This is a genomic window from Actinomadura kijaniata NBRC 14229 (genome assembly GCF_001552175.1).
Taxonomy (GTDB): domain Bacteria; phylum Actinomycetota; class Actinomycetes; order Streptosporangiales; family Streptosporangiaceae; genus Spirillospora; species Spirillospora kijaniata.
This window is the reverse complement of record NZ_BCQR01000121.1, coordinates 1-25136: the sequence shown is the minus strand read 5'-3', so window position 1 is coordinate 25136 and position 25136 is coordinate 1. Positions and strand designations below refer to the sequence as shown.

General features: G+C 72.3%; 23 protein-coding genes. 8 read left to right on the top strand and 15 right to left on the bottom strand.

Annotated features, from left to right (window positions below):
• Window position 1 precedes the first annotated feature (1 nt).
• The 8 genes from AKI01S_RS32360 to AKI01S_RS32325 are packed head-to-tail and all read right to left on the bottom strand — an operon-like array spanning window position 2 to window position 8365.
• On the bottom strand, window positions 2–1213 hold the full coding sequence (locus tag AKI01S_RS32360; protein WP_084000467.1) for an MCE family protein: 1212 nt from the start codon (window positions 1211–1213) through the stop codon (window positions 2–4).
• Window positions 1213–2415: an MCE family protein gene (locus AKI01S_RS32355; RefSeq protein ID WP_067826212.1), complete on the bottom strand. Its 1203-nt coding sequence runs from the start codon at window positions 2413–2415 to the stop codon at window positions 1213–1215. Before AKI01S_RS32355 ends, AKI01S_RS32360 begins: the two co-directional genes overlap by 1 nt.
• Window positions 2415–3449 carry an MCE family protein gene (locus AKI01S_RS32350; protein ID WP_067826237.1) on the bottom strand — a complete coding sequence of 345 codons (1035 nt, stop codon included), beginning with the start codon at window positions 3447–3449 and terminating at the stop codon, window positions 2415–2417. Before AKI01S_RS32350 ends, AKI01S_RS32355 begins: the two co-directional genes overlap by 1 nt.
• Window positions 3446–4504, bottom strand: a complete 1059-nt coding sequence (locus AKI01S_RS32345) for an MCE family protein (RefSeq protein WP_084000466.1) — start codon at window positions 4502–4504, stop codon at window positions 3446–3448. Before AKI01S_RS32345 ends, AKI01S_RS32350 begins: the two co-directional genes overlap by 4 nt.
• On the bottom strand, window positions 4501–5778 hold the full coding sequence (locus AKI01S_RS32340; RefSeq protein ID WP_067826210.1) for an MCE family protein: 1278 nt from the start codon (window positions 5776–5778) through the stop codon (window positions 4501–4503). The genes AKI01S_RS32345 and AKI01S_RS32340 overlap by 4 nt, the downstream gene beginning before the upstream one ends.
• Window positions 5778–6614 (bottom strand): MlaE family ABC transporter permease, encoded by an 837-nt coding sequence (locus AKI01S_RS32335; protein WP_067826209.1) that lies wholly within the window; start codon window positions 6612–6614, stop codon window positions 5778–5780. Before AKI01S_RS32335 ends, AKI01S_RS32340 begins: the two co-directional genes overlap by 1 nt.
• Window positions 6615–6617: 3 nt before the next feature.
• Window positions 6618–7406 carry an MlaE family ABC transporter permease gene (locus AKI01S_RS32330; RefSeq protein ID WP_067826204.1) on the bottom strand — a complete coding sequence of 263 codons (789 nt, stop codon included), beginning with the start codon at window positions 7404–7406 and terminating at the stop codon, window positions 6618–6620.
• Window positions 7403–8365: an ABC transporter ATP-binding protein gene (locus tag AKI01S_RS32325; protein WP_439951697.1), complete on the bottom strand. Its 963-nt coding sequence runs from the start codon at window positions 8363–8365 to the stop codon at window positions 7403–7405. The genes AKI01S_RS32330 and AKI01S_RS32325 overlap by 4 nt, the downstream gene beginning before the upstream one ends.
• 509 nt (window positions 8366–8874) lie before the next feature.
• Here AKI01S_RS32325 and AKI01S_RS32320 point away from each other — a divergent pair.
• Window positions 8875–10146 carry a PucR family transcriptional regulator gene (locus AKI01S_RS32320; RefSeq protein WP_067826200.1) on the top strand — a complete coding sequence of 424 codons (1272 nt, stop codon included), beginning with the start codon at window positions 8875–8877 and terminating at the stop codon, window positions 10144–10146.
• Window positions 10147–10183: 37 nt separating this feature from the next.
• Here AKI01S_RS32320 and AKI01S_RS32315 read toward each other — a convergent pair whose 3' ends face one another.
• Window positions 10184–11779, bottom strand: coding sequence for a lysyl oxidase family protein (locus tag AKI01S_RS32315; RefSeq protein WP_218009901.1), 1596 nt, complete (start codon window positions 11777–11779; stop codon window positions 10184–10186).
• Window positions 11780–12181: 402 nt separating this feature from the next.
• Here AKI01S_RS32315 and AKI01S_RS32310 point away from each other — a divergent pair, with 402 nt between their 5' ends.
• Entirely contained in the window at window positions 12182–12838 is a 657-nt protein-coding gene (locus AKI01S_RS32310) for a TetR/AcrR family transcriptional regulator (protein WP_067826197.1), read from the top strand.
• Window positions 12839–12904: 66 nt separating this feature from the next.
• Here the strand turns inward: AKI01S_RS32310 and AKI01S_RS32305 are convergent, their stop codons facing one another.
• Window positions 12905–14365, bottom strand: a complete 1461-nt coding sequence (locus AKI01S_RS32305; RefSeq protein WP_067826195.1) for a flavin-containing monooxygenase — start codon at window positions 14363–14365, stop codon at window positions 12905–12907.
• Window positions 14366–14450: 85 nt separating this feature from the next.
• Here AKI01S_RS32305 and AKI01S_RS32300 point away from each other — a divergent pair, with 85 nt between their 5' ends.
• Window positions 14451–15059 (top strand): TetR/AcrR family transcriptional regulator, encoded by a 609-nt coding sequence (locus AKI01S_RS32300; RefSeq protein WP_245681873.1) that lies wholly within the window; start codon window positions 14451–14453, stop codon window positions 15057–15059.
• On the opposite strand, the gene AKI01S_RS32295 is transcribed toward AKI01S_RS32300, so the two are convergent.
• Window positions 15060–15710, bottom strand: a complete 651-nt coding sequence (locus AKI01S_RS32295) for a TetR/AcrR family transcriptional regulator (protein WP_067826190.1) — start codon at window positions 15708–15710, stop codon at window positions 15060–15062.
• Between the two features lie 110 nt (window positions 15711–15820).
• On the opposite strand from AKI01S_RS32295, the gene AKI01S_RS32290 reads away from it, so the two are divergent.
• The gene (locus tag AKI01S_RS32290) at window positions 15821–16942 is read left to right on the top strand and encodes a ferritin-like domain-containing protein (RefSeq protein ID WP_067826187.1); all 1122 of its coding nucleotides are present in this window, start codon (window positions 15821–15823) and stop codon (window positions 16940–16942) included.
• Window positions 16943–16974: 32 nt separating this feature from the next.
• Entirely contained in the window at window positions 16975–17841 is an 867-nt protein-coding gene (locus AKI01S_RS32285) for an SDR family NAD(P)-dependent oxidoreductase (RefSeq protein WP_067826185.1), read from the top strand.
• Between the two features lie 53 nt (window positions 17842–17894).
• Here AKI01S_RS32285 and AKI01S_RS32280 read toward each other — a convergent pair whose 3' ends face one another.
• Together AKI01S_RS32280 and AKI01S_RS51060 are read right to left on the bottom strand one after the other, a co-directional pair.
• On the bottom strand, window positions 17895–18566 hold the full coding sequence (locus AKI01S_RS32280) for a 4'-phosphopantetheinyl transferase family protein (protein WP_067826183.1): 672 nt from the start codon (window positions 18564–18566) through the stop codon (window positions 17895–17897).
• Between the two features lie 335 nt (window positions 18567–18901).
• On the bottom strand, window positions 18902–19702 hold the full coding sequence (locus tag AKI01S_RS51060; protein ID WP_157420303.1) for a hypothetical protein: 801 nt from the start codon (window positions 19700–19702) through the stop codon (window positions 18902–18904).
• A 120-nt stretch (window positions 19703–19822) separates the two neighbouring features.
• Between AKI01S_RS51060 and AKI01S_RS32265 the strand changes: the two genes are divergently transcribed.
• Together AKI01S_RS32265 and AKI01S_RS32260 are read left to right on the top strand one after the other, a co-directional pair.
• A complete protein-coding gene (locus tag AKI01S_RS32265) occupies window positions 19823–21352 on the top strand; it encodes an ATP-dependent DNA ligase (protein ID WP_067826177.1) in 1530 nt (509 codons plus the stop codon).
• Between the two features lie 109 nt (window positions 21353–21461).
• Complete coding sequence (locus AKI01S_RS32260) at window positions 21462–22229, top strand: hypothetical protein (RefSeq protein ID WP_067826175.1); 768 nt, start codon at window positions 21462–21464, stop codon at window positions 22227–22229.
• A gap of 9 nt (window positions 22230–22238) precedes the next feature.
• Here AKI01S_RS32260 and AKI01S_RS32255 read toward each other — a convergent pair whose 3' ends face one another.
• Both AKI01S_RS32255 and AKI01S_RS32250 read right to left on the bottom strand, forming a co-directional pair.
• On the bottom strand, window positions 22239–23000 hold the full coding sequence (locus AKI01S_RS32255; RefSeq protein WP_067826173.1) for a bestrophin-like domain: 762 nt from the start codon (window positions 22998–23000) through the stop codon (window positions 22239–22241).
• 48 nt (window positions 23001–23048) lie between these two features.
• Window positions 23049–23930 carry a hypothetical protein gene (locus tag AKI01S_RS32250; RefSeq protein ID WP_067826171.1) on the bottom strand — a complete coding sequence of 294 codons (882 nt, stop codon included), beginning with the start codon at window positions 23928–23930 and terminating at the stop codon, window positions 23049–23051.
• A 77-nt stretch (window positions 23931–24007) separates the two neighbouring features.
• Between AKI01S_RS32250 and cds1 the strand changes: the two genes are divergently transcribed.
• Window positions 24008–25105, top strand: coding sequence for an L-cysteine desulfhydrase Cds1 (gene cds1 / locus AKI01S_RS32245; protein WP_245681872.1), 1098 nt, complete (start codon window positions 24008–24010; stop codon window positions 25103–25105).
• The last annotated feature ends 31 nt before the right edge of the window (window positions 25106–25136 follow it).

The window sequence follows — 25136 nt, the reverse complement described above, 5'->3', positions numbered from 1 at the left end:
CTCAGTTCCCCTCGTCGATCGTGGGCAGGGGCAGCGCCGGGCGGTCGTCCCGGACGGGGGCCCGGGGGTCCGCCGGCGTGGTCGGGGTGGTGGCCGTCGGCGTGGGGGTCGGTGTCGGGGGGCCGCTGACCGACGGGCAGGGCACCGGCAGCGGTCCCTGCGGAGGGAGCGCCTTGACGCTGAGCCTCTTCAGGTCCTCCTTCGGGTCGCCTGGCTTGACCGGCGGGATCACGCAGTCGTTGCCCCTGGCCGCGACCACCGTCAGGTAGCCGTTGAGGTAGTCGCCCTTGACGCCCTTCAGCACCTCGTCGGTGAACGGGTACGTCAGCAGCACCTCCAGCGAGCGCGGCAGGTCCCGTCCGGCGTCGGACAGCTTGCGCAGGATGACCGCCAGGTCGCGGAAGTTGGCGACCGTGTCGTCCTGGCTCGCGCGGATCGTCCGCACCGCGATGTCGGACAGCTCCTCCAGGCGGCGCAGCATCCGCACGAGCTGGCCGCGCTGGTCCTCCAGCACCTTCAGGCCGGGCGACAGGTCGGTGAGGACGGTGTCGACCTGGCCGCGCCGGGCCGCGACGGTGGAGGACAGGCGGTTGAGGCCGTCGAGGGCGTCCACGATCGACCGGCGGTTGCGGTTGAGGGTGCCGGTCAGGTGGCTCAGGTTCCGCAGCGACTGGCGGACCTTGTCCTCGCGGCCGTTGAGGGCCTTGTTCAGCTCCTGGTTGATGGTGCGGATCTGCGGCAGGCCACCGCCGGACAGCAGCATCGACAGCGCGCCGAACACCTCCTCGGTGTCGGCGTTGCGGGTGGTGCGCGCCAGGGGGATGGTCGCGCCGTCGGCGAGGCGCTCGGCGGCGGGGTTGGCGGCGGGGGCCGCGAGACGGATGTACTTCTCCCCCAGCAGGCTGGACTGCTCCAGGTTCGCGACGGCGTTGGCGGGGAGCCTGACGTCGCCGTTGATGAGGAGGGTGACCTCGGCGTTCCAGGAGTCGCGGGGCAGCGACACCTTCTGCACGCGGCCCACCGGGACGTCGTTGACGCGGACGGCGGCCTGCGGGACGAGGTTCAGCGCGTCCTCGAACTGCACCTTCACCGTGTACGGGTGGTCGCCGAGCTTCGCGCCGCCCGGCAGCGGGATCTCCTCCAGCGACACCGACGAGCAGCCCGCCGCCAGCAGCGCGGCCAGCCCGGCGGCGACGGCTCTGAGCCCGCGCATCAGCGGCCTCCCTTCGGGGCGGTGCCGGTGTAGCGGGAACCGGCGGGCGGCAGCGGCAGCGGCGGCGCGTCGTCGGGGGCCGACGGCGGCGCCGCGGTGAGGCCGGAGGTGCGCAGCCGCTCGCACTGGGCGCGCAGCTCCGGGGTCGCCGAGCCGGCGGCGGCGCAGACCGGGCGGGTGTCGGTGGCGACCGGGTCCACGCCCGGCTGGGAGGTGGCGCCGAACGCCTTGGTGATCTCCAGCAGGTTGCCGCGGCTCATCAGCGACCGGGTCCCCGGGTCGTAGGCGTTGATGGCGTTCTGGGCCAGCAGCGGGGCGTTGTCCAGGGTCTCGGCGAGGGCGGCGCGCTGGTCCACCAGGACCTGGGTGATGTCGGCGAGCCTGTCGACGTTCTTCTTCAGCAGCCTGCGGTTGTCGACGATGAACTCCTTCACCTCGCCGAGCGCGCGGGCCAGGTTCGCCAGCGCGGCGGCCAGTTCCTCGCGGTCGGCGGCCAGGTAGCCGCTGACGTCGGCGAGGCGGCGTTCGGCCTCGCGGATCCGGCCGTCGTTGGCGCGCAGCATCTCGCTGAAGCGGTTGAGGTGCCCGACGGTCGCGTACAGGTCGTCGCTGGAGTTGGCGAGGGTCGTGGACGCCTTGCCCATCTCGGCGATCGTGGTGTTCAGCAGCCTGCCGTTGCCGCCGAGGTTGGCCGCGCCGACGCGGATGACCTCCGACAGCGCGCCCCGCGCGTTCACGCCCTGCGGGCCGAGGTCGGTGGTGAACTTGCGGACCGCGTCGTAGAGCTGGTCCAGCTCCATGGGGGTGGCGGTGCGGTCGGTGTCGATGACCGCGCCGGACGCCAGCTTCGCGCCGCCGTTGTAGGCGGGGGCGAGCTGGACGTAGCGGTCGGAGACCAGGTTGGGGGCGATGACGACGGCGCGGGCGTCGGCGGGGACGTCGACCTCGCGGTCCACGTCCATCACCACCCTGATCCTGCCGCCCTGCGGTTCCACCGAGTCGATGGAGCCGACCTTCACGCCCAGCACGCGGACGTCGGAGCCGGGGTAGACGCCGATCGCGGTGGTGAAGTAGGCGGTGACCTTGCGGCCCGACGGTCCGGCCAGCACGGCGACCAGGCCGACGGCGACCAGCAGGACGAACACCAGCAGCAGCGCTTCCAGGACGCGGGCGCGGTTGTCGCGCAGCGGGGCGAGCACCATCAGCGGCCTCCGGTCAGGTGCGGCGGCCGGCAGCCGACGACGGGCGGCTTCCAGCGGCCGTTCTCCAGGTACTCCTTGGGGACGGTGCCGCACAGGTAGCCGTCCACCCAGCGGCCGTTGCCGGTGGCGTTGGCGACCAGGCGGGTGTAGGGGGCGGCGACCCGCAGCGCGCGGTCCAGGTTGCGCTGGTTGCGTTCCAGCAGGGCGGTGACCTGGTCCAGGGAGGCCAGCATGGGCCGGATCGGGCCGTCCAGCTCGTCGATCAGTTCGATGATCTCCTGGGCGAGGCGGCGGGTGCCGACCAGCAGGGCGTGCACCGCCTCGCGGCGGCGGCTCAGCTCGGCCAGCAGCACGTTGCCGTCCTTGAACAGGGTCTCGAACTGGGAGTTCTGGTCGGCGAGGGTGGCCGACAGCCGCTTGGTCCCGGCCAGCAGCTGCGCCAGCTCGGCGTCGCGGGAGGCGATCGTGCGGGACAGCGCCGACAGCCCGGTCAGCGCGGTCCGCACGCTCGGGGCGGTGTTCTCGAACGTCTTGGAGATCGTCGTCAGGCTCGACGACAGCCGCTCGGTGTCGAGCCGCTCGAACGTCCTGCCGAGGTCCTCGAACGCGGTGGTGACGTCGTAGGGCGCGACCGTGCGGTTCAGCCCGATCGGCCTGCGCGGGTCCTGCCGGTTCGCGCCGAGCGGGTCCAGCGCCAGGTACTTCGACCCGAGCAGCGTCTTGATCATGATGGTGGCGGTGGTGGCGTCGCCGATCCAGGTGTCCTTCACCCGGAACGTGACCGCGACCTTGTTCCCGGCCAGCCTCACGGAGGTGACCTTGCCGACCTTCACGCCCGCCACGCGGACCTCCTGGCCGTCCTTGAGCCCGGCGGCCTCGGAGAAGTGCGCGGTGTAGGCGGTGCCGCCGCCGACGACCGGCAGCTCGTCGGCGCGGAACGCGACCGCGCCGAGCAGCAGCAGCGCGAGCAGGCCGACCAGCGCCACCGCGATCGGGTTGCGGTCGCGCACCGGCTTGAGCCTCGGCGCCCTCATCCGCGGCACCTCGCGTCCTTCAGCGGGAGGCCGGTGGGCGGCGGACGCTTGTCGACGTCGGAACCGGCATAGGTCACGCCGATCAACTTGACCTCGCACTGGTAGAAGTTCATCCACGACCCGTAGGAGCCGAGGCGGGCGAGCGTCTCGGTCTTGTGCGGCAGGCGCCGCAGGAACCGCTCGACCAGCGGTTCGTCGCGGTTGAGGTTGTCGCTGAGCCGGTGCAGCCCGATGACGCTGTCCCGCAGCGGCCGGCGTCCGACGTGCAGCAGGTCGGCGGTGGCGTCGCCCAGGTCGCCGACCGCCTGGAACGCGTCCAGGATCGGCCGGCGGTCGGCGGCCAGCCCGGAGGTGAACCGCCGCACCGTGGTGATCATGTCGACGAGCTGGGCGTCGCGGGCGTTGACGGTCCGCACCACGGTGTTGAGGTTGGTGATGACCTGCCCGATCACCCGGTCGCGGCTCGCGATGGTGGACGACAGCTCGCCGACGGTGCGCAGCAGGCTCTCGACCGTGCCGCCCTCACCCTGGAGCACCTTCACGATCGACTCCGACAGGCGGTTGGCGTCGCCGGGCGACAGCGCCTGCATGAGGGGCTGGAAGCCCTGGAACAGCTGGGTCAGGTTGAGCGGGCCGGTGGTGCGTTCGACGGGGATGGTCCCGCCGCGCCGCAGCGCCTGGCCGGGGGTGGCGGCGCCCTGGCCGAGCGCGACGTAGCGCCCGCCGACCAGGTTGAGGTACCGCACCGAGGCGGTGACCCCGGCGGGCAGCTCCCGGTCGCGGTCCACCGAGAACCGCACCAGCGCCAGCCGCCGGTCCGTCACCCTGATCTCCTCGACCTGGCCGACCCGGACGCCCGCGATGCGCACGCCGTGGCCCGGGTGCAGCCCGGCGACGTCGGTGAACTTGGCGTAGTAGGAGACGCGGTCGCCGCTGCTGGTGTCGGTGATGCCGGCCGCCAGCAGCCCGGTGGCCAGCACCGTCACGACGATGAAGACGACCGAGTTGACCAGGGGGAACCCCAGGCCCTTCAGGCCCTGTCCGGACAGCCTCACTTCACCTTCACCTCCGCGCCCCGGTAGATCGGGCCGAGCAGCACGCTCGACCAGTCCGGCAACGACTGCGGGACCTCGTCGAGGGCGGGGCCCGCCAGCTCGTTGACCAGGTCGTTCTCGGACGGGGAGTTGGCGGGGCCGAGGCCGCTGCCGGGGGTCGCGCCGGCCTGCACGGGGTTGCCGCCCGCCGGGATCACCCGGCCGCCCGAGGACGCCAGGTAGGGGACGCTGGGGCAGCGCGGCCCGCCGCCCCCGTCGTAGCGGGGCCGGTCCCGGCCGGGCAGGTAGCGGCCCTTGTGCGGGACGGTCACGACGGTGGCGTGCACGCCCGGCCGGTCGGTGCCCTTGCCGAGGGCCCGGTTCATCTTCGGGACGAAGTCGGCCATCGTCCGGAACAGGCAGGGCGCGGCGGGCGCGTACCGGCGGCCCAGCGCCAGCGAGCCGCGGCTCGTCTCCGCCAGCTCGATGATGTTGCCGGAGTTGCGGCGCAGGAAGTCGGTGAGGTCAGCCGCCATGCCGCCGGTCGCCTCGTACAGCTCGGCCAGGCCCTGGCGCTGCTCGGCGATGGTGCGGCTGGTGACGGTGAAGTCGGTGAGGGCGTCCAGCAGGTCCGGCGAGGCGTCGGCGAGGCCGTGGGAGAAGCGCGCGAGCTGCCGGAGGTTCTCCGCCAGCGCCGGGACCTCGGGGTTCAGCTTGCGCAGGTAGGACTCCAGCTGCACGAAGTTGGCGCCGAGCTGGTCGCCCCGGCCCCGCAGGGCGGTGGACATCGCGTTCAGCGTCGCCGACAGCTTGGCGGGCTGGAGGGTGTTGAGCAGCCGCATCGTGTTGTTGAGGACCTCCGACAGCTCGACGGCGTTCTGGCTGCGGTCCTCGGTGATGACGGCGTGGCGCGCGATCGGGCGGCCGGTGCCGTTCGGCGGCGGGACCAGCGACACGAACCGGGCCCCGAACACCGTCGTCGGCAGCAGCTGCGCGGTGACGTCGGACGGGATCAGCCGCGCCTGGTCCGGGTCCAGGGCCAGCAGCAGGCGGGCCCCGCCGCCGTCGGCGGTGATGGAGCGGACCTCGCCGACCACCACGCCGCGCACCTTCACGTCGGCCTGGCGGTGCATCTCGTGCCCGGCCGTCCCGGTGCGCAGCGTCACCATGACGGCGTCGGTGAATCGCTTCTGGTAGATCGCGATCGACAGCCAGATGAGCAGGGCGGGCACCAGCAGGAACGCCACGCCCGTCAGCCGTCGGCCGACGACGGTCATCGTGGTGTCGCGCGCCATCAGCCGGTCACCTTCACCGTGGTCGTGGCGCCCCAGATCGCCAGGCTGACGAAGAAGTCGGTGACGCTGATCAGCACGATCGCGGTGCGGACCGCGCGGCCCACCGCCACGCCCACGCCCGCCGGGCCGCCGACGGCGCGGTAGCCGTAGTAGCAGTGCGCCAGGATCACCATCACGCTGAAGATCAGGACCTTGACGAACGACAGCACCACGTCCTCGGGCGCGAGGAAGATGTTGAAGTAGTGGTCGTAGGTCCCGGCGGACTGGTCGTTGAACCAGAGCGTGACCTGGCGCGAGGCCAGGTAGGAGCTGAGCAGGCCGATGCCGTACAGCGGGATGATCGCGACGGTCCCGGCGATGATGCGGGTGGTGACCAGGTAGGGCAGGGAGTGGATGCCCATGCCCTCCAGCGCGTCGATCTCCTCGTTGATGCGCATCGCGCCGAGCTGCGCGGTGAAGCCCGCGCCGACGGTCGCCGACAGCGCCAGCCCCGACACCAGCGGGGCGATCTCGCGGGTGTTGAAGTACGCCGACACGAAGCCGGTGAACGCCGAGGAGCCGATCTGGTCGAGGGCCGCGTACCCCTGGAGGCCGACGACCACCCCCGTGAAGATCGTCATGCCGAACATGACGCCGACCGTCCCGCCGATCACCGCCAGCGCGCCGGAGCCGAACGCGACCTCGCTGAGCAGCCGGATCGCCTCGCGCGGGTAGCGGCGCAGGGCGCGCGGTGTCCACAGCAGCGCCCGGACGTAGAAGCCGAGCTGGTCACCCGGCTGGTCCAGCCAGGACACCAGGTGGGCCGGGCGCGCTCGGCGCACACCGGACAGGGCCATGCGTCACGCTCCCTTCGGCGGGACGACCTGGAGGTAGACCGCCGTGAGCACGAGGTTGACGAAGAACAGCAGCAGGAACGTGATGACGACCGACTGGTTGACGGCGTCGCCGACGCCCTTGGGGCCGGGGCTGGGGTTCAGGCCCCGGTAGGAGGCGACGACCCCGGCGATGAAGCCGAACAGCAGCGCCTTCAGCTCCGACACGTACAGGTCGGGGAGCTGCGCCAGGGCGGAGAACGACGCCAGGTACGCGCCGGGGGTGCCGTCCTGCATCATCACGTTGAAGAAGTAGCCGCCCGCGACGCCGACGACCGAGACCAGGCCGTTGAGCAGGACCGCGACGGCGGTGCAGGCCAGGACGCGGGGCACGACCAGGCGCTGGACGGGCGAGACGCCCATGACCTCCATCGCGGCCATCTCCTCGCGGATGGTGCGCGAGCCGAGGTCGGCGCAGATCGCCGATCCGGCCGCGCCCGAGATGAGCAGCGCGACGATCAGGGGGCTGGCCTGCTGGACGACGGCCAGCACGCTGGCGCCGCCGGTGAGCGACTGCGCGCCGAGCTGCTTGGCGAGCGAGCCGACCTGCAGGGCGATGACCGCGCCGAACGGGATCGACACCAGCGCGGTCGGCAGGATCGCGACCGAGGCGATGAACCAGAACTGCTGGACCAGCTCGCGGACCTGGAAGGGGCGGCGGAACGTCATCGCCAGCACGGTCGCGGCCAGCGCGAACAACCGTCCGACCTGGCGGAGCGCGCCCGCGCCGGGTGCGGCGGCCTGGGGGGTGGTCATGGGCGGTCTCCATGGGGGTGGGAGGCGGCGCCGAGCGGCGCGTGGCGTCGGTTCTCGCGGATGGCGTGCTGGGCGGCGGGCGGCAGGGTGTGCAGCATCGCGTCGACGCGGGCGGCGTGGCGTTCCTCGGCCCGGCGGGGCGGCACGCCCGGGGACGGCCGCAGCTGCGGCGGGATCTCCACGCGGCGGCGGACGCGGGTGGTGCCGGCGGCCAGTTCCTCGGCGCGCAGGGCGGCCCGCTCGGCGGCCATCGTGGCGGCGTCCTTCTCCTCCGACATGCCGATCGGGCCGTGCCGGTCGCCGTGCAGGAACTGGGTGACCACGGGTTCCTCGCTGGTCAGCAGCGCCTCGCGGGGGCCGAACGCCACCAGGTCGCGGCGGTAGAGCATCCCGATGTTGTCGGGGACGGTCGCGGCGATCTCCAGGTTGTGGGTGACGATCAGCATGGTCGCGTCGATCCGGGCGTTGACGTCGATGAGCACCTGGGACAGGAACGCGGTGCGGACCGGGTCCAGGCCGGAGTCGGGCTCGTCGCACAGGATGATCTGCGGGTCGAGGACCAGGGCGCGGGCGAGGCCGGCGCGCTTGCGCATGCCGCCCGACAGCTGGCCGGGCAGCTTGCGCTCCTCCCCCGCCAGGCCGACCATCTCCATGCGGTCCAGCACGATGCGGCGGATCTCGGCCTCGGTCCGGCGGGTGTGCTCACGCAGCGGGAACGCGATGTTGTCATACAGCGTCATCGAGCCGAACAGCGCGCCGTCCTGGAACATCAGTCCGAACGTCCGGCGGGCCGGGTAGACCTTGCGGTCAGGATCGTTGACCATGTCGACGCCGTCCACCAGGACGCGCCCCTTCTCGGGTTTGATCAGCCCGATCAGCGACTTGAGGAACACCGTTTTGCCGGTGCCCGACGGGCCCAGCATGACGCTGACCTCGCCTGCGGGAAGAGTGAGCGTCACATCCCGCCAAATGGTCTGGGAGCCGAACGATTTCGTCAGCCCCTCCACCGTTACCTCAATTCCCACAGCACCACTCCAGCCTGCCGAAAGCCCAGTTCAGCAGGGCTTCCATGGGTCGTGGCCCGGTGGCCCGCAATGGTCTGCGTCGACGCTGACGCCACGGCCGCACCATCGGCCCAGGTCGTACGCGAGGACGTTACGGCGCGGATCACCGGCAACTCAATAGGCCGGGCGGAAATTTCCGGAGGATTCGCCGATGGGGGCCCGGTTTTGTCACCGACTCAGTGGTTGATCATGGATATTTCTCACTTGGTGAGTACCGGTGGGTAACGCTCCGGGGGGATGCTTGCGGGTGGAACGACTATCACTTGGTTAGTACCGGGCGGACATCTCTGTTATCTGGCGAGTAAATGAGGGCCGAACGACGGGGCCGGCTTGTCAGGGGCTTTCGGCCACTTTATGTTCTCGGTGTTCTCGCCCGGCTCCGGCCCGTCGCGGAGGTGCCGCCCTTGTCCCAGACACGGCTGTCCCAGACACGGTCGCCCTCGCCGCCGCCGTCCCGGGCGCTCGACCGCGCCGGCCCGGACCCGGCGCCCGTCCCCGCCCGGCTGGCCGATCTGATGCGCGCCCAGCTTCCGGAGGTGGTCGCCGACGTCGTCGCGGAGATCCGCCGCACGATCCCCGAGTACGACCGGCCCGAGAACTCGACCTACGACCAGGTGCTGCGGCTGGCCGCCGAGACGCTGACCGCCTCGTTCGTCGAGAAGATCGCCGACCCGGCGGCCTCGTCGGCCGAACGCGACGAGACCTGCCGCTCGCTCGGCCACTTCGAGGCGGTCGAGGGGCGGTCGCTGGACCACCTGCAGGCGGCCTACCGGACGGCGTTCCACGTCGCCTGGCGGCACACCGTCACCGTCGCCGAACGCGAGGAGATCCCCTCCGGTGTCGTCGCGTCGGTGGTGGAGGCGATGCTGCTGTACGTCGACGACGCCATCGCGCTGGCGCGGGCGGGACACCGGCAGGCGCAGGAGCACGCCGACATGCGCCGCCGCGAGCAGCGCACCGAGCTGCTGCGGCTGCTGCTGCGGCGCCCCCCGGTCGCGGTCGGCGCCCTGGAGGAGCCGGCGCGGGCGGCGGGCTGGTGGCCGCTGCCCGTCGAGGCCACGATGGTCGCGGTGCACCCGGACGCGCCCTGCACGCGGTCGGCACTGGACTCCGACGTGCTCACCGACCTGGACGCCGCCGAGCCGTGCCTGCTGGTGCCGGGCCCGCTGACGGAGGCGCGGCGGACGATGCTGCGGTCGGCGCTGGCGGACGCCAGCTCGGTGATGGGGCTGACGGTCCCGCTGGAACGCGCCGCGCACTCGCTGCGCTGGGCCCGCCGCACGCTGGCGCTGGCCGAGGAGGGCGTCATCCGCGACGGCTCGCTCGTCCCGTGCGAGGAGCACCTGGTGACGATGTGGCTGCTGTCGGACGTCCCGCTGGTGGAGGAGCTGGCGCGGCGGCACCTGGCCCCGCTGGAGGACCTGTCGGACGGGGCGCGGCGCAAGCTGACCGAGACGCTGGCGGCGTGGGTGACGACGCGGGGCACCGCGATCGAGATCGGCGAGCGCCTGAACGTCCACGCCCAGACGGTGCGCTACCGGCTGCGCCAGTTGGAGGCCCACCTGGGCGACGCGCTGGAGGACGCCGACGCGCGCTTCTCGCTGGAGGCGACGCTGCGGGCCGCGACGCTGAACCGCAGGCGGGCGCTGGGGAGGCGCGGGACACCCGGCTCGTGACGGGTGCCCCGCGCTCTGTCGTCGGTGACCGGACGGATCAGGGACCGAGCTGGGGCGGGCGGGGCGAGGCCGGCGGCGGGGTCTCCTTGACCAGGCCGACCGGGGGCACCGTCACGGTGCGCTTGCCGGCGGTGCCGCCGATGACCACCTTGCGGTAGGACACGTTGTTGCCGGTGTCCAGCTCGTGCAGGCGGCGCACCGGGTTAGCGGTGACCTTGATGTGGTAGGTGCCGTTCCTGATGCCGGTCAGGTCGAACGCCTGGCCCGGCAGGTACTGGTCGTAGGTGTCGCCGGAGCCGACCTCCAGCACCTCGCGGATCGACGCCGACCACTGGGAGCCGCAGGCGGTGGACAGGTCGGTGTTGCTGGGCCGCCACTTGGCGTAGGGAATCGTGTAGTCGACCGCGTCGGTGTTGGCCAGGCAGAACGACTCCTTCTGGCTCTTGACGACGTGCTTCCTGGCGGCGTCGGTCAGGCTGTAGTTGGCGAAGTCCAGGAAGTGCCAGTGGATGTGGCCGGGACGCGGGTCCCACTGGAAGTCGCCGGTGCGGGCGTGGCCGACCTCGTTGCCCTTGGCGTCGAAGAAGTACTGGTAGGCGTCCATCGTGTCCTTGCCGGGACGCCGGAACCCGTCCACCACCAGCGGCGAGGTGCCGCCGTTCCACACGGTGGCGGCGAACGTCAGGTAGTCGCGCTTGACCTTCGGCTTCTTCGGGTCCGGCGCGATCCGCTGGACGACGATGTTGAACGCCGGGAGCGAGCGCAGGTCCGGGCGCGGCCCGGTGGCCGGTGCGCGGCCCGCGCCCTTCGGCGGCGCGGCCTTGGGCTTGGCGACGTCGGCGGGCGGGCGCTTGGCCAGCTCGTCGCCCTTGCCCTGGACGCGCAGCCAGTGCGCCATGTGCCCGCCGACGGGAACGCGGGAGCGGGCCCGCTGCTCGGCCGACCGGCCGCGGGGGTCCTGCCGCTTCACCGTCAGCTTGACGGTCTTGGCGCCGCCCGCGATGCCGAACAGGTCCCGGTACTTCTTCGCGATCTCGACCTTGGCGGTGTACTTGCCCGGCGGCAGCTTGACCGGCGCCACGTACCCGCCGTCCTGGACGTTGGCGGCCCAGCCTCCCTCGACGCCCAGCACCGTGCCGAGCGCGAACGCCTTGGCCGGGCCTTCCGGGCAGGCGGTCGGGTACCCGCTCCGCGTCGGGGCGTCGGGCCGCAGGCGGCTGGGCTCGTAGGTGTTGGGGCAGAACGCCGTGCTCTGGTCCACGACCTTCTTGCCCTTGGCGTCGGTGACGGTCGTGCGGACCATGTCGGGGAAGCCGGTGAAGTCGTTCACCAGGCCGTTCGGCAGCCTCCGCTGCGTGACCTCGCCGCCGTGCCGGATGACCTGCGTGGCGGTGATGGGCTCGTGGTAGGACCTCCGGTTCAGCCGCACCTCGAACGGCGCCCGGTCGGCGGCCAGGTAGGCGCCGATGGTGAGGTTGACGTTGTTCTGCCGGTCGCTGTCCAGGACGGCGCTCGGCGAGACCGTCATCAGCCGCAGCGAGCCGGGCGCCGCCTCCTCCGCCTGCGCGGGCAGGCCCACGAGGATGTAGCCGGCGGCGGTCGCGGCGGCCGTCAGGATGACGGTGGTGCGCACGCCGTTGCGTGTGATGGCGATGGTGCCACCTCCATGTTCCGCGCCGCGGCGTCGCGGCGCGCCCGGCGTCCGAGCGGGGACGGGGCCGGGGTTCCGTTGGGGGGTGACCACGGACCGCCTCAGTCCGCATCCGCTCGCTCCTTCGGATACGGACGCCCCTGAGCCGAGGCGGTCCCGTACGTGGTCGCATAGGTAGATGTCCGGACAGGACCAAAAAGTTGCGGCAGTGACGCGGGTTTTTCCTGACGTCTCCCGTGACGGGGGCGTCGCGCACGGCTCTGACAGAATCCGTGCGCGACCCGGCGGTGCGCCGGATACCCTGATCATCAGGTCAGACCGGGCGGCGCTGCGCTCCCCTTCGGAGCGTCCCCGGCCCAAGGCAGGACGGAGCAACCCACTCCCATGCCCACGTCGACGTGGTTCAGGCTGAACGTCGCCAAGCGCGAGCGCGTGCTGGAGGCGGCGATGCGCGAGTTCGGGGAACACGGCTACTCGACCGGCAGCCTCAACACCATCGCCCGCGAGGCGGGGATCGCCAAGGGCTCGCTGTTCCAGTACTTCACCGACAAGCTGGAGTTCTTCGCGTTCGTGTGCGACGAGACGTCGCGGCGGATGCGCGAGGAGATGGAACGCCGCATCGTGCGGCTCGACTTCGACCAGACGCTGGACGAGTGGCTGGTCGACGTGCTGTGCGAGTGGACCGAGTACATCGCCGAGCATCCCCTGGAACGCGCGGTCACCGCCGCCACCAACTTCGAGCTGGACAACAATGTGCGCTCGGTGGTGCGCGACACCGCCAACCAGCACTATCTCCAGGTCATCCACCCCACGTTGAAGCTGTGGAAGGAACGCGGGGAGATCCGTCCCGACTCCGACGTCGACGTGCTGGCGACGCTGCTGCTGATGCTGCTGCCGCACCTGGCGCTCGCGCCGTACTACGACGGGCTGGACCCGGTGCTCGGGCTGCGGGGGCGCACCCCGGCCGAGCAGCGCCCGATCATCCGGCAGATCATCGCGGGCATCCGCCCGCTGTTCGCCCCCGACCTCCAGGGCGGCTGACGGCGGGAACGCGAGCGGGGGGCCGTCGCCGGCGGCGAGGCCCCCCGCGGGGAACGACGGGCGTCGTCAGCGGACGAGGTACTCCTCTTCCTTGGCCTTGCGGCTGCCCGCCCAGAACTCGAAGGTGTGGCCCGGCCACAGCGTGCGGTTGACGCCGTTCTCGTCCAGGTACCAGGAGTGGCAGCCGCCCTCGTTCCAGACGGCGCGGCGCAGGCGGCGCTGGAGGCGGTCGTTGAAGCGGCGCGCGGCCTCGGGCCGGGGCTCGATGGTGTCGGCGCCGCTGCGCTGGAGGAGGCGCAGGCAGCTCAGCACGTGCTGGATCTGCACCTCGATCATGAACACGACCGAGTTGTGGCCGAGGCCGGTGTTGGGGCCGAGCAGCATGAAGAAGTTCGGCATGTGGGGCACGGTCGTGCCGTGGTGGGCCTCGATGCCGTCGGCCCACACCTCCTGGATCTTGATGCCGTTCCGGCCGGTCACCCGCAGCTCCGACAGCGCGTCGGTCACCTTGAAGCCGGTGCCATAGATGATGCAGTCGACCTCGTGTTCCACGCCGTCGGCGGTGACGATGGAGTTCTCCCTCACCTCGGCGATGGCGGAGGTCTCCAGGGTGACGTTGGGCCTGGTCAGGGCCGGGTAGTAGTCGTTGGACAGCAGGACGCGCTTGCAGCCGATGGTGTAGTCGGGGGTCAGCTTGGCGCGCAGCTCCGGGTCGCGGACCTGCTTGTTCAGCTGGTGCAGGGCCAGCCTGCGCATGGCCCCGGACAGGCGCGGGTCGATGGTGAAGCCGACCGCGCGGGCCTCCAGCGTCCAGTAGATGCCGTTGCGGAACGCGCGGGCCGCGCCGGGCACCGTCGCGAACATCCGGCGGACGGCGGCCGGGATCCTCTTGTCGGGCTTCGGCTGGATCCACGGCGGGGTGCGCTGGAACAGCACGAGCTTCTCGGCCTTCTCGGCGACCTTCGGCACGAACTGGATCGCCGACGCGCCCGTCCCGACGACGGCGACGCGCTTGCCGGTCAGGTCGTAGCCGTGGTCCCATTCGGCGGAGTGGAACGCCGCGCCCCGGAACCGCTCGGCGCCGGGCAGGTCCGGGTAGGACGGGATGTGCAGCGCGCCGATGCCGGAGACGATCGCCTTGGGGGTGAGCGTGGTGCCGTCGGCGAGGCTGACGGTCCAGCGGGCCGTCTCGTCGTTCCACTCCATCGCCTCGACGTGGCTGTGGAAGCGGATGTGGTCGCGCACGGCGTACTTGTCGGCGGTGCGCTCCATGTAGGCGCGGATCTCCGGCTGCGGGGCGAACATCCGCGACCAGTGCGGGTTCAGCTCGAACGAGAACGAGTACATGTGCGACGGCACGTCGCAGGCGCACCCGGGATAGGTGTTGTCGTGCCAGGTGCCGCCCAGGGCCCCGCTCTTCTCCAGGACGACGAAGTCGTGGAAGCCGTTCTTCTTGAGCTGGATCGCCATCCCGAGCCCGGCGAAGCCGGAGCCGATGATGACGATGGCCGGGGATCGCTCGCTCATGCCGTGCCCTCTCACCGATAACCTACTCCCAGTAAGTTACTTCGAGTAGGTTACTGACGGTAGATCCAATAGATAGGATTTTCGTGTGAGTGGCACCACACCGCGCCGCAGGCGGATGTCACGGCCCGAACGCGAACGGCAGATGCTCGACGTCGCCGAGCGGGTGTTCGGCGAGCGCGGGTACCAGGGCGCCTCCATGGACGAGATCGCCGAGCGGTGCGGCGTGTCCAAGCCGATGATCTACGAGTACTTCGGCTCCAAGGAGGGGCTGCTCCAGGCGTGCCTCGACCGCTCCAAGGCCGAGCTGTTCGAGGTCACGCAGAAGGCGATGGCCGGGGCGACCGACCCCGAGGACATCCTGTGGCGCGGGATGCGGGCCTACTTCGGGTTCATCGACTCGCACAGCCTGACGTTCGCGATGCTGCTGCGCCAGCCGCTGTCGGTGCCGCAGCAGGGCGTGGACGCGGTCGAGGCGGCGCGGCGGCAGCAGAGCGAGCTGATCGCGGCCACGCTGGCGGCGTTCGCCCCGCACGCCCCCGAGGCGGTCGTCACCGCCTACACCGAGATCATCATCGGCGCGTCCGAGCGGCTGGCGCTGTGGCGCACCGGCCATCCGGAGGTGACGGTGGACGAGGCCGCGCGCTACATGACGGACTTCTGCTGGCGCGGGCTGTCGCCGTACGTCGCGGAGTGATCAGCGGGGCAGGTTCTCCACGGCCGCGATCAGCAGGTCCAGGCCGAACTCGAAGTCGGACTCGGCGTCGTTGCGGGTCAGCTCCGGGGCGAGCGCGACGACGTGCGGGAACTCCGCCGGGTCCAGCGCCGCGAACGACTCGGCCGGATCGCCCGGCAGGCGGTCGAGCATCTTCGCCATGCCGACCTCGCGCATCTGCGCGCCCAGCGCGTAGGCCATCAGCGCCCGCATGATCCGCACGGAGGCGGGGCCGTCGAAGCCCGCCTCGGCGGCCAGGGCCAGGGCGCGTTCGGCGGGGCGCATCCCCATCGGGAAGTCGATCTTGTGGCTGAGCACGACCGTCATGCAGCGCGGATGGTCGTGGGCGACCTTCCGGAACGCGCGCACCAGGGCGCGGGCGCGGTCGGCCCAGTCCTCGGCCGGGTCGCCGCCCAGGTCGATGCCCGACACCACGTGCTCGGCGACGCCCTGCAACAGCGCGGCCTTGCCGGGGACGTGGTTGTAGAGGGACATCACCGCGACGCCGAGCTCGGCGGCGACGGCGCGCATGGACAGCGCGTCGGGGCCCTCGCGCTCGATCAGGTCGACGGCGGCGCGCACGATGCGGGCGCGGGTGAGGGCCGGGCGGGGCTCCGCCGTTCCAGGGTCCATGGGGCCTCTCCTTCGCACCGTTGACACTGTAAGTGACGCGTGACACGGTACGTACAACGTACGTCGAACGTACACCGTACGTCCGCCCGCGTCCTCGCCGTGGAGGCCCCGTGTCGACCCATGAGCTGTACACCCGACCCGTGCCCACGTCCACCTGGAACGTCCCCCTGACCGGCGACGCCCGTTTCACCTGGGAGTACGACGACGGCCGCGACCGGCTGCTGGCCCTGTACCAGAAGGGCAAGGACCGGCAGTGGGACTCGGTGAAACGCATCGACTGGGACCTGGAGGTGGACCCGCACGACGTGCTGGGCGTCCCCGACCAGTCGCTCGCGATCTACGGGACGCCGTACTGGGACAGGATGAGCGAACGCGACCGGGGCGAGCTGCGGCGGCACTCGGCGTCGTGGCAGTTCTCCCAGTTCGTGCACGGCGAGCAGGGCGCGATGGTCACCGCCGCGCGGATCGTGGAGTCGGTGCCGGACCTGGACGCCAAGTTCTACTCGGCGACGCAGACGATGGACGAGGCCCGGCACGTCGAGGTCTTCTCGCGGTTCCTCCAGGAGAAGATCGGGATGGTCTACCCGATCAACACCAACCTCCAGGGCCTGCTGGACGAGACCCTCGGCGACTCCCGGTGGGACATGCCCTACCTGGGGATGCAGGTGCTCATCGAGGGGCTGGCGCTGGCGGCGTTCGGCGTGATGCGCGACATGACGACCAAGCCGCTGCCCAAGCAGATCCTCGCGTACGTGATGCAGGACGAGGCGCGGCACGTGGCGTTCGGGCGGCTGGCGCTGCGCGACTACTACAAGGAGCTGTCGGCCCCGGAGCTGAAGGAGCGCGAGGACTTCGTCGTCGAGGGCTGCCACCTGATGCGCGACCGCATCCGGGGCCGCGAGATCTGGGAGAACTTCGGCGTCCCGGTCGCCGAGGTGGACGAGATGGTGCGGAACTCGCCGTACATGCGGGCGTTCCAGAGCCTGCTGTTCAGCCGGATCGTGCCGTGCGTGAAGGACATCGGGCTGTGGAGCGACAGGATCCAGGCGACGTTCGAGGAGATGGGCGCGCTGGACGCCGCCCGGTCCGACCTGGACGCGCTGATGCGCCAGGACGAGGAGATCGCCGAGCGGCTCGACGCCGAGCGCTTCGCCGCCGAGGAGGCCGAGCGCAAGGCGGAGGTGGACGCGGTGATCGCCGATGAGATCGCCCAGGGGGCGGCTTCCTCGTAGGCTGAGGCGACCCCCACCCCACGGAGGTCGTCATGCCCCTCGCGCACTTCGACGGCGCCCTCGCCGTCATCACCGGCGCCGGCTCCGGCATCGGCCGCGCCACCGCGCTGGCCCTGGCCGAGAACGGCGCCACGGTCGTCGCCGCCGACTCCGACCTCGCCTCCGCCGAACGCACGGTCGCCCTCGCCGAGGCGCTCGGCGCGAAGGGCGCGGCCCACCGCGTGGACGTGGCCGACGGGGCGGCGATGGAGGCGTTCGCGGCGGAGGTGAAGGACGCCCACCGCACGCCCGACATCGTGGTCAACAGCGCGGAGGTCGTGATGGTCGGGCCGTTCCTGAAGCACTCCGCGGAGGACTGGGAGCGCGTCATCGGCGTGAACCTGTGGGGGGTGATCCACGGCTCGCGCCTGTTCGGCGCGCAGATGAGGGCGCGCGTGGCGGCGCTGCCGGCCAAGCCGGAGAAGCCGAACTTCGGCGGCCACATCGTGAACGTGGCGTCGGCGTCGGCGTTCGCCCCCTCGTCCGCCCGGCCCGCCTACTGCACGACGAAGGCGGCGGTCCTGATGCTGTCGGAGTGCCTGCGCGCGGAGCTGGCGTCCTCCCGCATCGGCGTGACGGCGGTCTGCCCCGGCTTCGTCACCGCGGGCATCGCGCGGCGCGCGGTGCCGCCGGGCGCCGACGAGGAGGCGCGGGCGCGGTTCGTCGCCCGCGCCGAGCGCCTCCTGCGCCTGCGCGACCACCCGCCGGAGCGGGTCGCCGACCAGATCGTCAGGGCGATCATCAGGAACCGGCCGGTGGTGGCGGTGAACGCCGAGGGCAAGGCCCTGCGTGCCGTCTCCCGCACGGCCCCGCCCCTGCTCCGCCTCCTGGCCCGCCACTCCCCGGCCCCCCAGTCCTGACCGCTCACCCGGGCCGGTGGGGCGCCGTGCCCGTCGGGGCGTCCCGGTCCTTGTCAGAGCAGGTCGGTGGTGGGGCGTTCCCTGAGGGGGGCCGTCCCGGGGTGGTCCAGCAGGGCCAGGGCCGCCGGGTGGGTGTCGTTCGGGGTCAGGGTGCGCAGGATGAAGCGGGACGGCAGGTCCGGGCGCTTCTTCCAGGTCAGCAGGCGCGGAGGGGCGTCGGGGGGCGAGACGTGCAGGTCGGTCATGGGGACGCGCAGGCCGTCGCCGGTCGCCTTCAGCAGGGCCTCCTTGCGGACCCAGTAGGTGAGCAGGGCCTGTGCGGTGGGGGCGTGCTCGTCCTCCGACAGGACGTGGGGGGTCACGTCCAGACCCAGGCGGCGGGTGCTCTGCTCCACGTCCACGCCCAGCGGGCCGTGGGGGGAGATCGCCACGGCCACCAGGTCCCCCGAGTGGGAGACCGACAGGTGGGGGCCGTCCGGGAGCCGCGGGGGGCCGTGCGGCTCGTCGCAGTCGGGGCAGGCCCGGGTCAACGGAACGTGTTCTGGCGCCATGCCGAGCATCTCCGCCAGGGCCAGGCGGGTGGTCACCACGCCCATGAGGAAGCGGGCCCTGTCCTCCTCGCGCAGATAGCGGGCGTGGCGGGCGCGTTCGGTCGGGTTCAGCAGGGACAGCAGGGCGGGGGTGGCGGAAGATCGGAAGGCCCACCAAACGGTAACTGGTTCCACTTCTCTCCATTCGTCCCGGAGCGCGGATTGGCACATTAATCGATGGCTCATTCCGCGCAATTTCCGGTCCTGACACGGCACGGGCCGCGGAGCGTAAGCCCCGCGGCCCTCTCGGTCGGGAGTTCCCTCCCCCTCGTCCGGGACTAACGCACCCAGGACACTCCAGCCCGTTGTGCGGACACTGGCGTCGACCTCCTCCTCAGGCGTTCGCCACACCGGTCACCCATGCTCTCACGGGTCACGCCCGGCGTCTCCCTCCCCTTTACTGAAACACCATAGAAGGGATTGACAGCCCATATGGCATGATCGGCCAACGTCGGTCAAGGAGGTGTCGTTCAGCGGAACTCCCCGAGCACTTCCCGGGCCACCTGCGTGGCCTTGGCGAGACAGCCGCGTTCGCGTTCCTCGGCCTCGCCCTTGCCGGGGGCCTGCTCGCTGTAGCTGACCGTGACGACGACGTTCCGGACGCGGGCGGTGACCTGGCCGACCGCCGTCGGCTGGCCTCGGTCGACCTTGAACTGACGGTAGGCCTCGTCGCCCAGTCCCCGCTGGGGTTCCAGCGTCCTGGTCTCGGCCTGGGCGTCGTTGCGGGCCTGGGTCTGCTGGGCGCTGTAGTAGCGCCGGGCGTCCTCCAGCGGGGCCGCGTGGTCGCCGGGGCTGTAGAGCCGCGCCTCCACCCACAGCCAGCGGAACTGGCCGCCGGTGGAGGTGTAGGTGCAGGTCGCGAGGATCGGGTTGGCGCTCTCGGAGCGGCGGGCCGAGGGGACCAGGCGCCGCACGGTCGCGGCGGCCACCATCCCGCACGGCGCGGGCAGCCTGGTGATCGGCGCCGCCTGGGGCGGGGACGCCGGGGGGCGGCTCGTCGTCGGGGCCGGACGGCTCGGAGCCGGGCCGCTCGGAGCCGGACTGCTCGGGGCGGGGTCGGTCTCCGGCGGCGGCGCGGTCGCGGACGGACGTCCCGGCGCCGCCGTCGGGCTCTCGCCGCGGGGGCCCAGCCAGAACACCGCGCCCGCGGCCAGCACGAACGACACCACCGCCACCAGCAGCGCCACCAGCCGCGGGCGGCGGGCGGGCGACGGCGGCTCCGGAGCCGAGTAGACCCGTCGGAACGGCTCCGACGGACGCGGCAGGCCCACTCCCGCACTCCTCACTCCCCCGACGGCCCCTATATCCCTCGAAAAGGTAATCAGCACGGCGCTTCGGGCGCCAGGGGCCCGGTGGTCTGGAATGTCAGACCCGATGGTCAGAATGGGAACGTGCAGCTCATCGAGATCGCCCGCACGTCGGCGGCGGTGGCCGGGAACTCCGCGCGCAAGGCCAAGGTCACGGCTCTGGCCGCGTGCCTGCGTGACGCCGGGCCCGGCGAGGCCCCGACCGTGGTCGCCTACCTCTCCGGGGAACTGCCGCAACGCCAGATCGGCGTCGGATACGCGGCGCTGCGCGACCTGCCGCCGCCCGCCGGGGAGCCGTCGCTGACCGTCGCGGAGGTGGACGCGGCGTTCACCGGGATCGGCGCGGTGGCGGGGAAGGGATCGGTCGCGCGGCGGCGCGAGCTGCTGGGCGCGGTGCTGGCGCGGGCCACGGCCGAGGAGCAGGAGTTCCTGGTGCGGCTGCTGTCGGGCGAGCTGCGGCAGGGCGCGCTGGACGGGGTGATGGCCGAGGCCGTCGCGGCGGCGGCCGAGGTCCCGGCGGCGAAGGTGCGGCGCGCGGTGATGCTGCGCGGCGCGCTCGGGCCGGTCGCGGCGGCGGCGCTGGCCGAGGGCGCGCCGGGGCTGGCGGCGTTCACGCTGGAGGTCGGGCGGCCGGTCAGGCCGATGCTGGCGGCGTCGGCGCCGTCGGTGGAGGAGGCGCTCGCCAAGCTCGCCGGGCCCGCCGCCGTGGAGTGGAAGCTCGACGGCGTCCGCGCGCAGATCCACGTGGCGGACGGCGAGGTCCGCGTCTTCACGCGGACGCTGGACGAGATCACGGCGCGGCTGCCGGAGGTGGTGGCGGCCGTGCGGGACCTGCCGGTGCGGGACGCGGTGTTCGACGGCGAGCTGATCGCGTTGCGGGACGACGGGCGGCCGCACCCGTTCCAGGTGACGGCGGCGCGGACCGCGACCCGCACCCGGCGCGACGGCGCCGGGCAGGTGCCGCTGTCGCTGCTGCTGTTCGACGTGCTGCACCTGGACGGCGTCGACCTGCTGGACGCGCCCGGCGCCGAGCGCCACGACGCCCTCGCCAAGGTCGTCCCCGAGGGCCTGCGCATGCCCCGCGTCGTGACCGCCGACCCCGCCGAGGCCAAGGAGTTCTTCGACGCGGCCGTGGCGTACGGGCACGAGGGCGTGCTGGTGAAGTCCCTGGACACCCCCTACACGGCGGGCCGCCGGGGCGCGGGCTGGATCAAGGTGAAGCCCCGGCACACCCTGGACCTGGTCGTGCTGGCCGTCGAGTGGGGCCACGGCCGCCGCCGCGGCTACCTGTCGAACCTGCACCTGGGCGCGCGCGACCCGGAGACCGGCGGGTTCGTGATGCTGGGCAAGACGTTCAAGGGCCTGACCGACGAGCTGCTGGCCTGGCAGACCGAACGGCTGCGCGCGCTGGCCGTCCGCGAGGACGACTGGACGGTGCACGTCCGCCCCGAGCTGGTCGTGGAGATCGCGTTCGACGGGGTGCAGCGGAGCCCGCGCTACCCGGGCGGCCTGGCGCTGCGCTTCGCCCGCGTCCTGCGCTACCGCCCCGACAAGTCGGCGGCGGAGGCCGACACGATCGACACCGTCCGGGCCGTGGCGCCCGTGCTGGACTGACGCGCCGGACCGGCCCCGCCACGGGCCTTACCCGCGCTTTGCCGTGTCAGCGGCCCGGCCGCCCGCCCCCGCCACCACAATGATCCCTCGGCGCGATCGGGGGGTGGCGATGGGAGTTCCGGCACATCTGCCCGCGGCCTTCGCCGCGGCGGCCGTGGGCGCCCTGGCCATGGCGCAACCGGCATCACTCGCCTCCGAGACACCGCCCAGCCTCACCGGCACCAACGCGCTCGCCGCTTCTGGTTCGCCCGCCGCGCCCGCCTACGCCAACGGCGCGGGCCTGAGGTTCGCGGGGAGAGGCACCTCCGTCGCCGCGGTCGGTGTCCTCCCCGTCGCCGGTCCCGACCCCGTGGAGACGGGCGGGAGCGCCGGGGTGCTCGGGGCCGCCGTCGGGGTCGGCCTTCCGCTCTGTGGTGATCTTCCTTCGACCCTGCGGTTCGGCGGGGGTGAGGGGTGGCCGACCGTTCCCTGCCGGGTGGAGGCGGGGGCCGGGATCGTGCTCCAGCGGGAAACGGTGATCGTTGAGAGGCCGGGTGCCCGGCCGTCGGTGTCCGGCGGTCCGCGGGTTCCGGGTGGTGGTGTTCGGCCGCGGGCGTCCGGGCGGGCCACCGCCGCCCCGTCCCCGGCCCCGGCACGGGCCCCGGCACGGGTCCGGGTCGTGCGGCGGGGGCCGGCCCCGGTGAGCGGGAAGGGCGCCGTCAAGGCGGCCGCCGCCCAGCCCGCGCCCGGTCCGGACTACGTCGGGCGTCCCGTCAAGGCCGCCCGGGTCCTGGTCCCCTTCCGGCGCGACCCGCTCAAGCAGGTTCTCGGGCTGGTCGTCGTCTCGACGGTGGTGGCGGGCTTCACCAACGCGCTGTTCGTCGGCCGCCGCGGCTGAGCGCCCCGGTCACGGGATGCGCGCGACCTCCTCCAGCGCGTCGGAGTAGGCGTCCGGTCTCACCGTGAACGAGCCGCCGAACAGGTTGTTCAGGTCGAAGCACAGGAAGAGGCTCACCCCGAGCACGGCCGCCATGACGCCCAGCAGCACCAGCGGCATGCCGGCGGGGCGCGCGCCCGCCAGCCACGGGAAGACGATCATCAGGAGGCCGGTCAGGACGGTGAGGACCAGGACCGAGGCGGGCAGGACGCCGCCGAGGTTGGCGGCGGTCTGGCGGCGGGCGGAGTAGACCTCGCGGACGCGTTCCACGGCGTCGTCGCGGGCGTCCTTCATCTGCTCGTCGGTGGTCCGCACCCCGGCCAGGCGGGTCCGCAGCGCGTCCAGGCGGCGCCAGCCCTCGGCGTCCAGGGAGTCGGCGCCGCCCGCCAGCCGGGGCCACTCGCGGTCCCGGACGTACCGCAGGTAGCCCCGGATCTCCTCGCGGACCGGGCCCCGGTCGGCCGCCGGCAGCAGGGCCGTGTCCCAGTAGGCCTCCACCAGCGACTGCGCGGCGGCCGCGTTGGTCTTGGTCTCCTCGTCGGAGGAGGTCCACGGCACGATCAGCGCGACGGCGAAGAAGATCAGGAACAGCGCCGACAGCATCGCCCCGGCGTGCCCGGCGGTCGCGCCCTCGGGCTCCCCGTCGGCCCGGCCGAACCGCCGGAACGTCACGGCGGCCAGGACCACCAGGGCGATCGCCGCCAGCGCGGCGACGACGGAACTGACGAGCACGGCGCCCTCCGGGACAGGATGCGTTCACACGGGCACGGGGAGTGAGCGCTATTCAATCCCGGATCGGCCGCCGGAGGGCCCTGACACACCCGGATCCTCGTGATCGGATGCGTGCGGGACGCGTTCCTGGCGCGACGCGGTGGCGTGGCGGCCGGGCCGCAGCACCGGCGGCAGGCGGTCGTGGCGGCCCGCGATGAACTCCTGGAGCCAGATCTTGGCCCGGATCAGGGGGCGGCGCAGCCGTTCCTCCCGCCAGACCGCGCGCCGGTACCGGTAGCTGCCGGGGCGGTAGCGCCAGCGCGCCCAGGGCGACGACGGCCGGGCCAGCCGCACCGCGCCCAGCCACAGCAGGAACGGCACGAACAGCCCGATCAGCCCCGTCCAGATCTTGCCCTTGAGCAGCACGACCACCGCCAGCACCAGGTTGGCGACCAGGGTGGTCACATAGATCCCGATCCCGACGGCGCGGCCGAACTCGGCGCTCTCGGTGGACAGGTCCTCGAACCCGACCGGCCGGATGCCGAGCAGCAGCAGCCCGGTCAGCGCGAGGGCGACGAACACCGCGTCCACGGACGTGCGGCCCCGCTCGGTCCAGTACACGTCCTCCAGGTGCAGGATCAGCGCGAACTCGTCCAGCACCAGCGCCGCGCCCACCCCGAACAGGGCGGCGGAGGCCACGGTCAGGTTGTCGGCCAGGGCCGGTGCGGCGATGCCCAGCACGCCGCCGACCAGCATCAGGATCACGCCGAACACGACGTGGTGGATGTGCACGTCGCCGGCCTTGACGTTCTTGAACCACCACTTGGCGTCGGCCCGGATCAGCCGCACGTTGATGCGGGTCAGCACGAACGTGGCGATGAACGCGACGAAGAAGAAGAACAGCGGCAGCCGCCCCGTCTCCACGATGCGCGTGTGGAAGAAATCCCCCATGTACCCCCCGTAGTCCGTTCATGCCCAGCGCGTGGCGGGGATATCGTGCGAAGCAGGACGATCAAGGGGGGACCTGCGTGAACCGTATCGTGGACCGGTGCGATCCGGCCTGCCGGGCCTGGATCGCGGAGGCCATCCGGATCGTGGAGGCCGACGCCAACCGCAGTGCCGACACCCACCTCCATGTGTTCCCGCTGCCGCCCGAGTGGGGCATCGACCTTTACCTCAAGGACGAGTCGGTCCACCCGACGGGTTCCCTGAAGCACCGGCTGGCGCGGTCGCTGTTCCTGTACGGGCTGGCCAACGGCTGGATCCGCGAGGGGACGACGATCATCGAGGCGAGCAGCGGCTCGACGGCGGTGTCGGAGGCGTACTTCGCGCGGATGCTGGGGCTGCCGTTCGTGGCGGTGATGCCCGCCTCCACCAGCCCGGAGAAGATCGAGCTGATCGAGTTCTACGGGGGCCGCCCGCACCTGGTGGACGACCCGTCGGCGATCTACGACGAGTCGCGGCGGCTGGCGGCCGAGTGCGGCGGCCACTTCATGGACCAGTTCACCTACGCCGAACGGGCCACCGACTGGCGCGGCAACAACAACATCGCCGAGTCGATCTTCGAGCAGCTGCGGCTGGAGCGGTATCCCGAGCCGGCCTGGGTGGTGGTCGGGGCCGGAACGGGCGGCACCTCCGCCACCATCGGGCGTTATGTCCGGTACCGGCGGTTCCAGACTCGGGTGGCGGTGGTGGACCCGGAGGGGTCGGCGTTCTTCGACGCGTTCGCGCACGAGCAGTTCGACCGCACCGCGAAGGGCTCGCGGATCGAGGGCATCGGGCGGCCCCGGGTGGAGCCGTCGTTCCTGCCGACCGTGATCGACCGGATGGTCCGGGTGCCGGACGCGGCGTCGGTCGCGGCGATGCGCTGGACCACCGAGGTCACCGGCCGCAGCGTCGGCGGCTCCACCGGGACGAACATGTGGGGCGTGGCGCACCTGATCGCGGAGATGCGGCGGACCGGGCAGCGCGGCAGCGTGGTCACGCTGATCTGCGACGGCGGCGAGCGGTACGCCCACACCTACCTGTCGGACGCGTGGCTGGCCGAGCAGGGGTGGGAGGTCGGCCCGTACCTGGAGACGCTGCGGGCGTTCCACAAGACCGGCGACATGCCCGCCGAGTTCTAGGTCGCGTTGCGAAAGCCCTGGCCTACGGCGC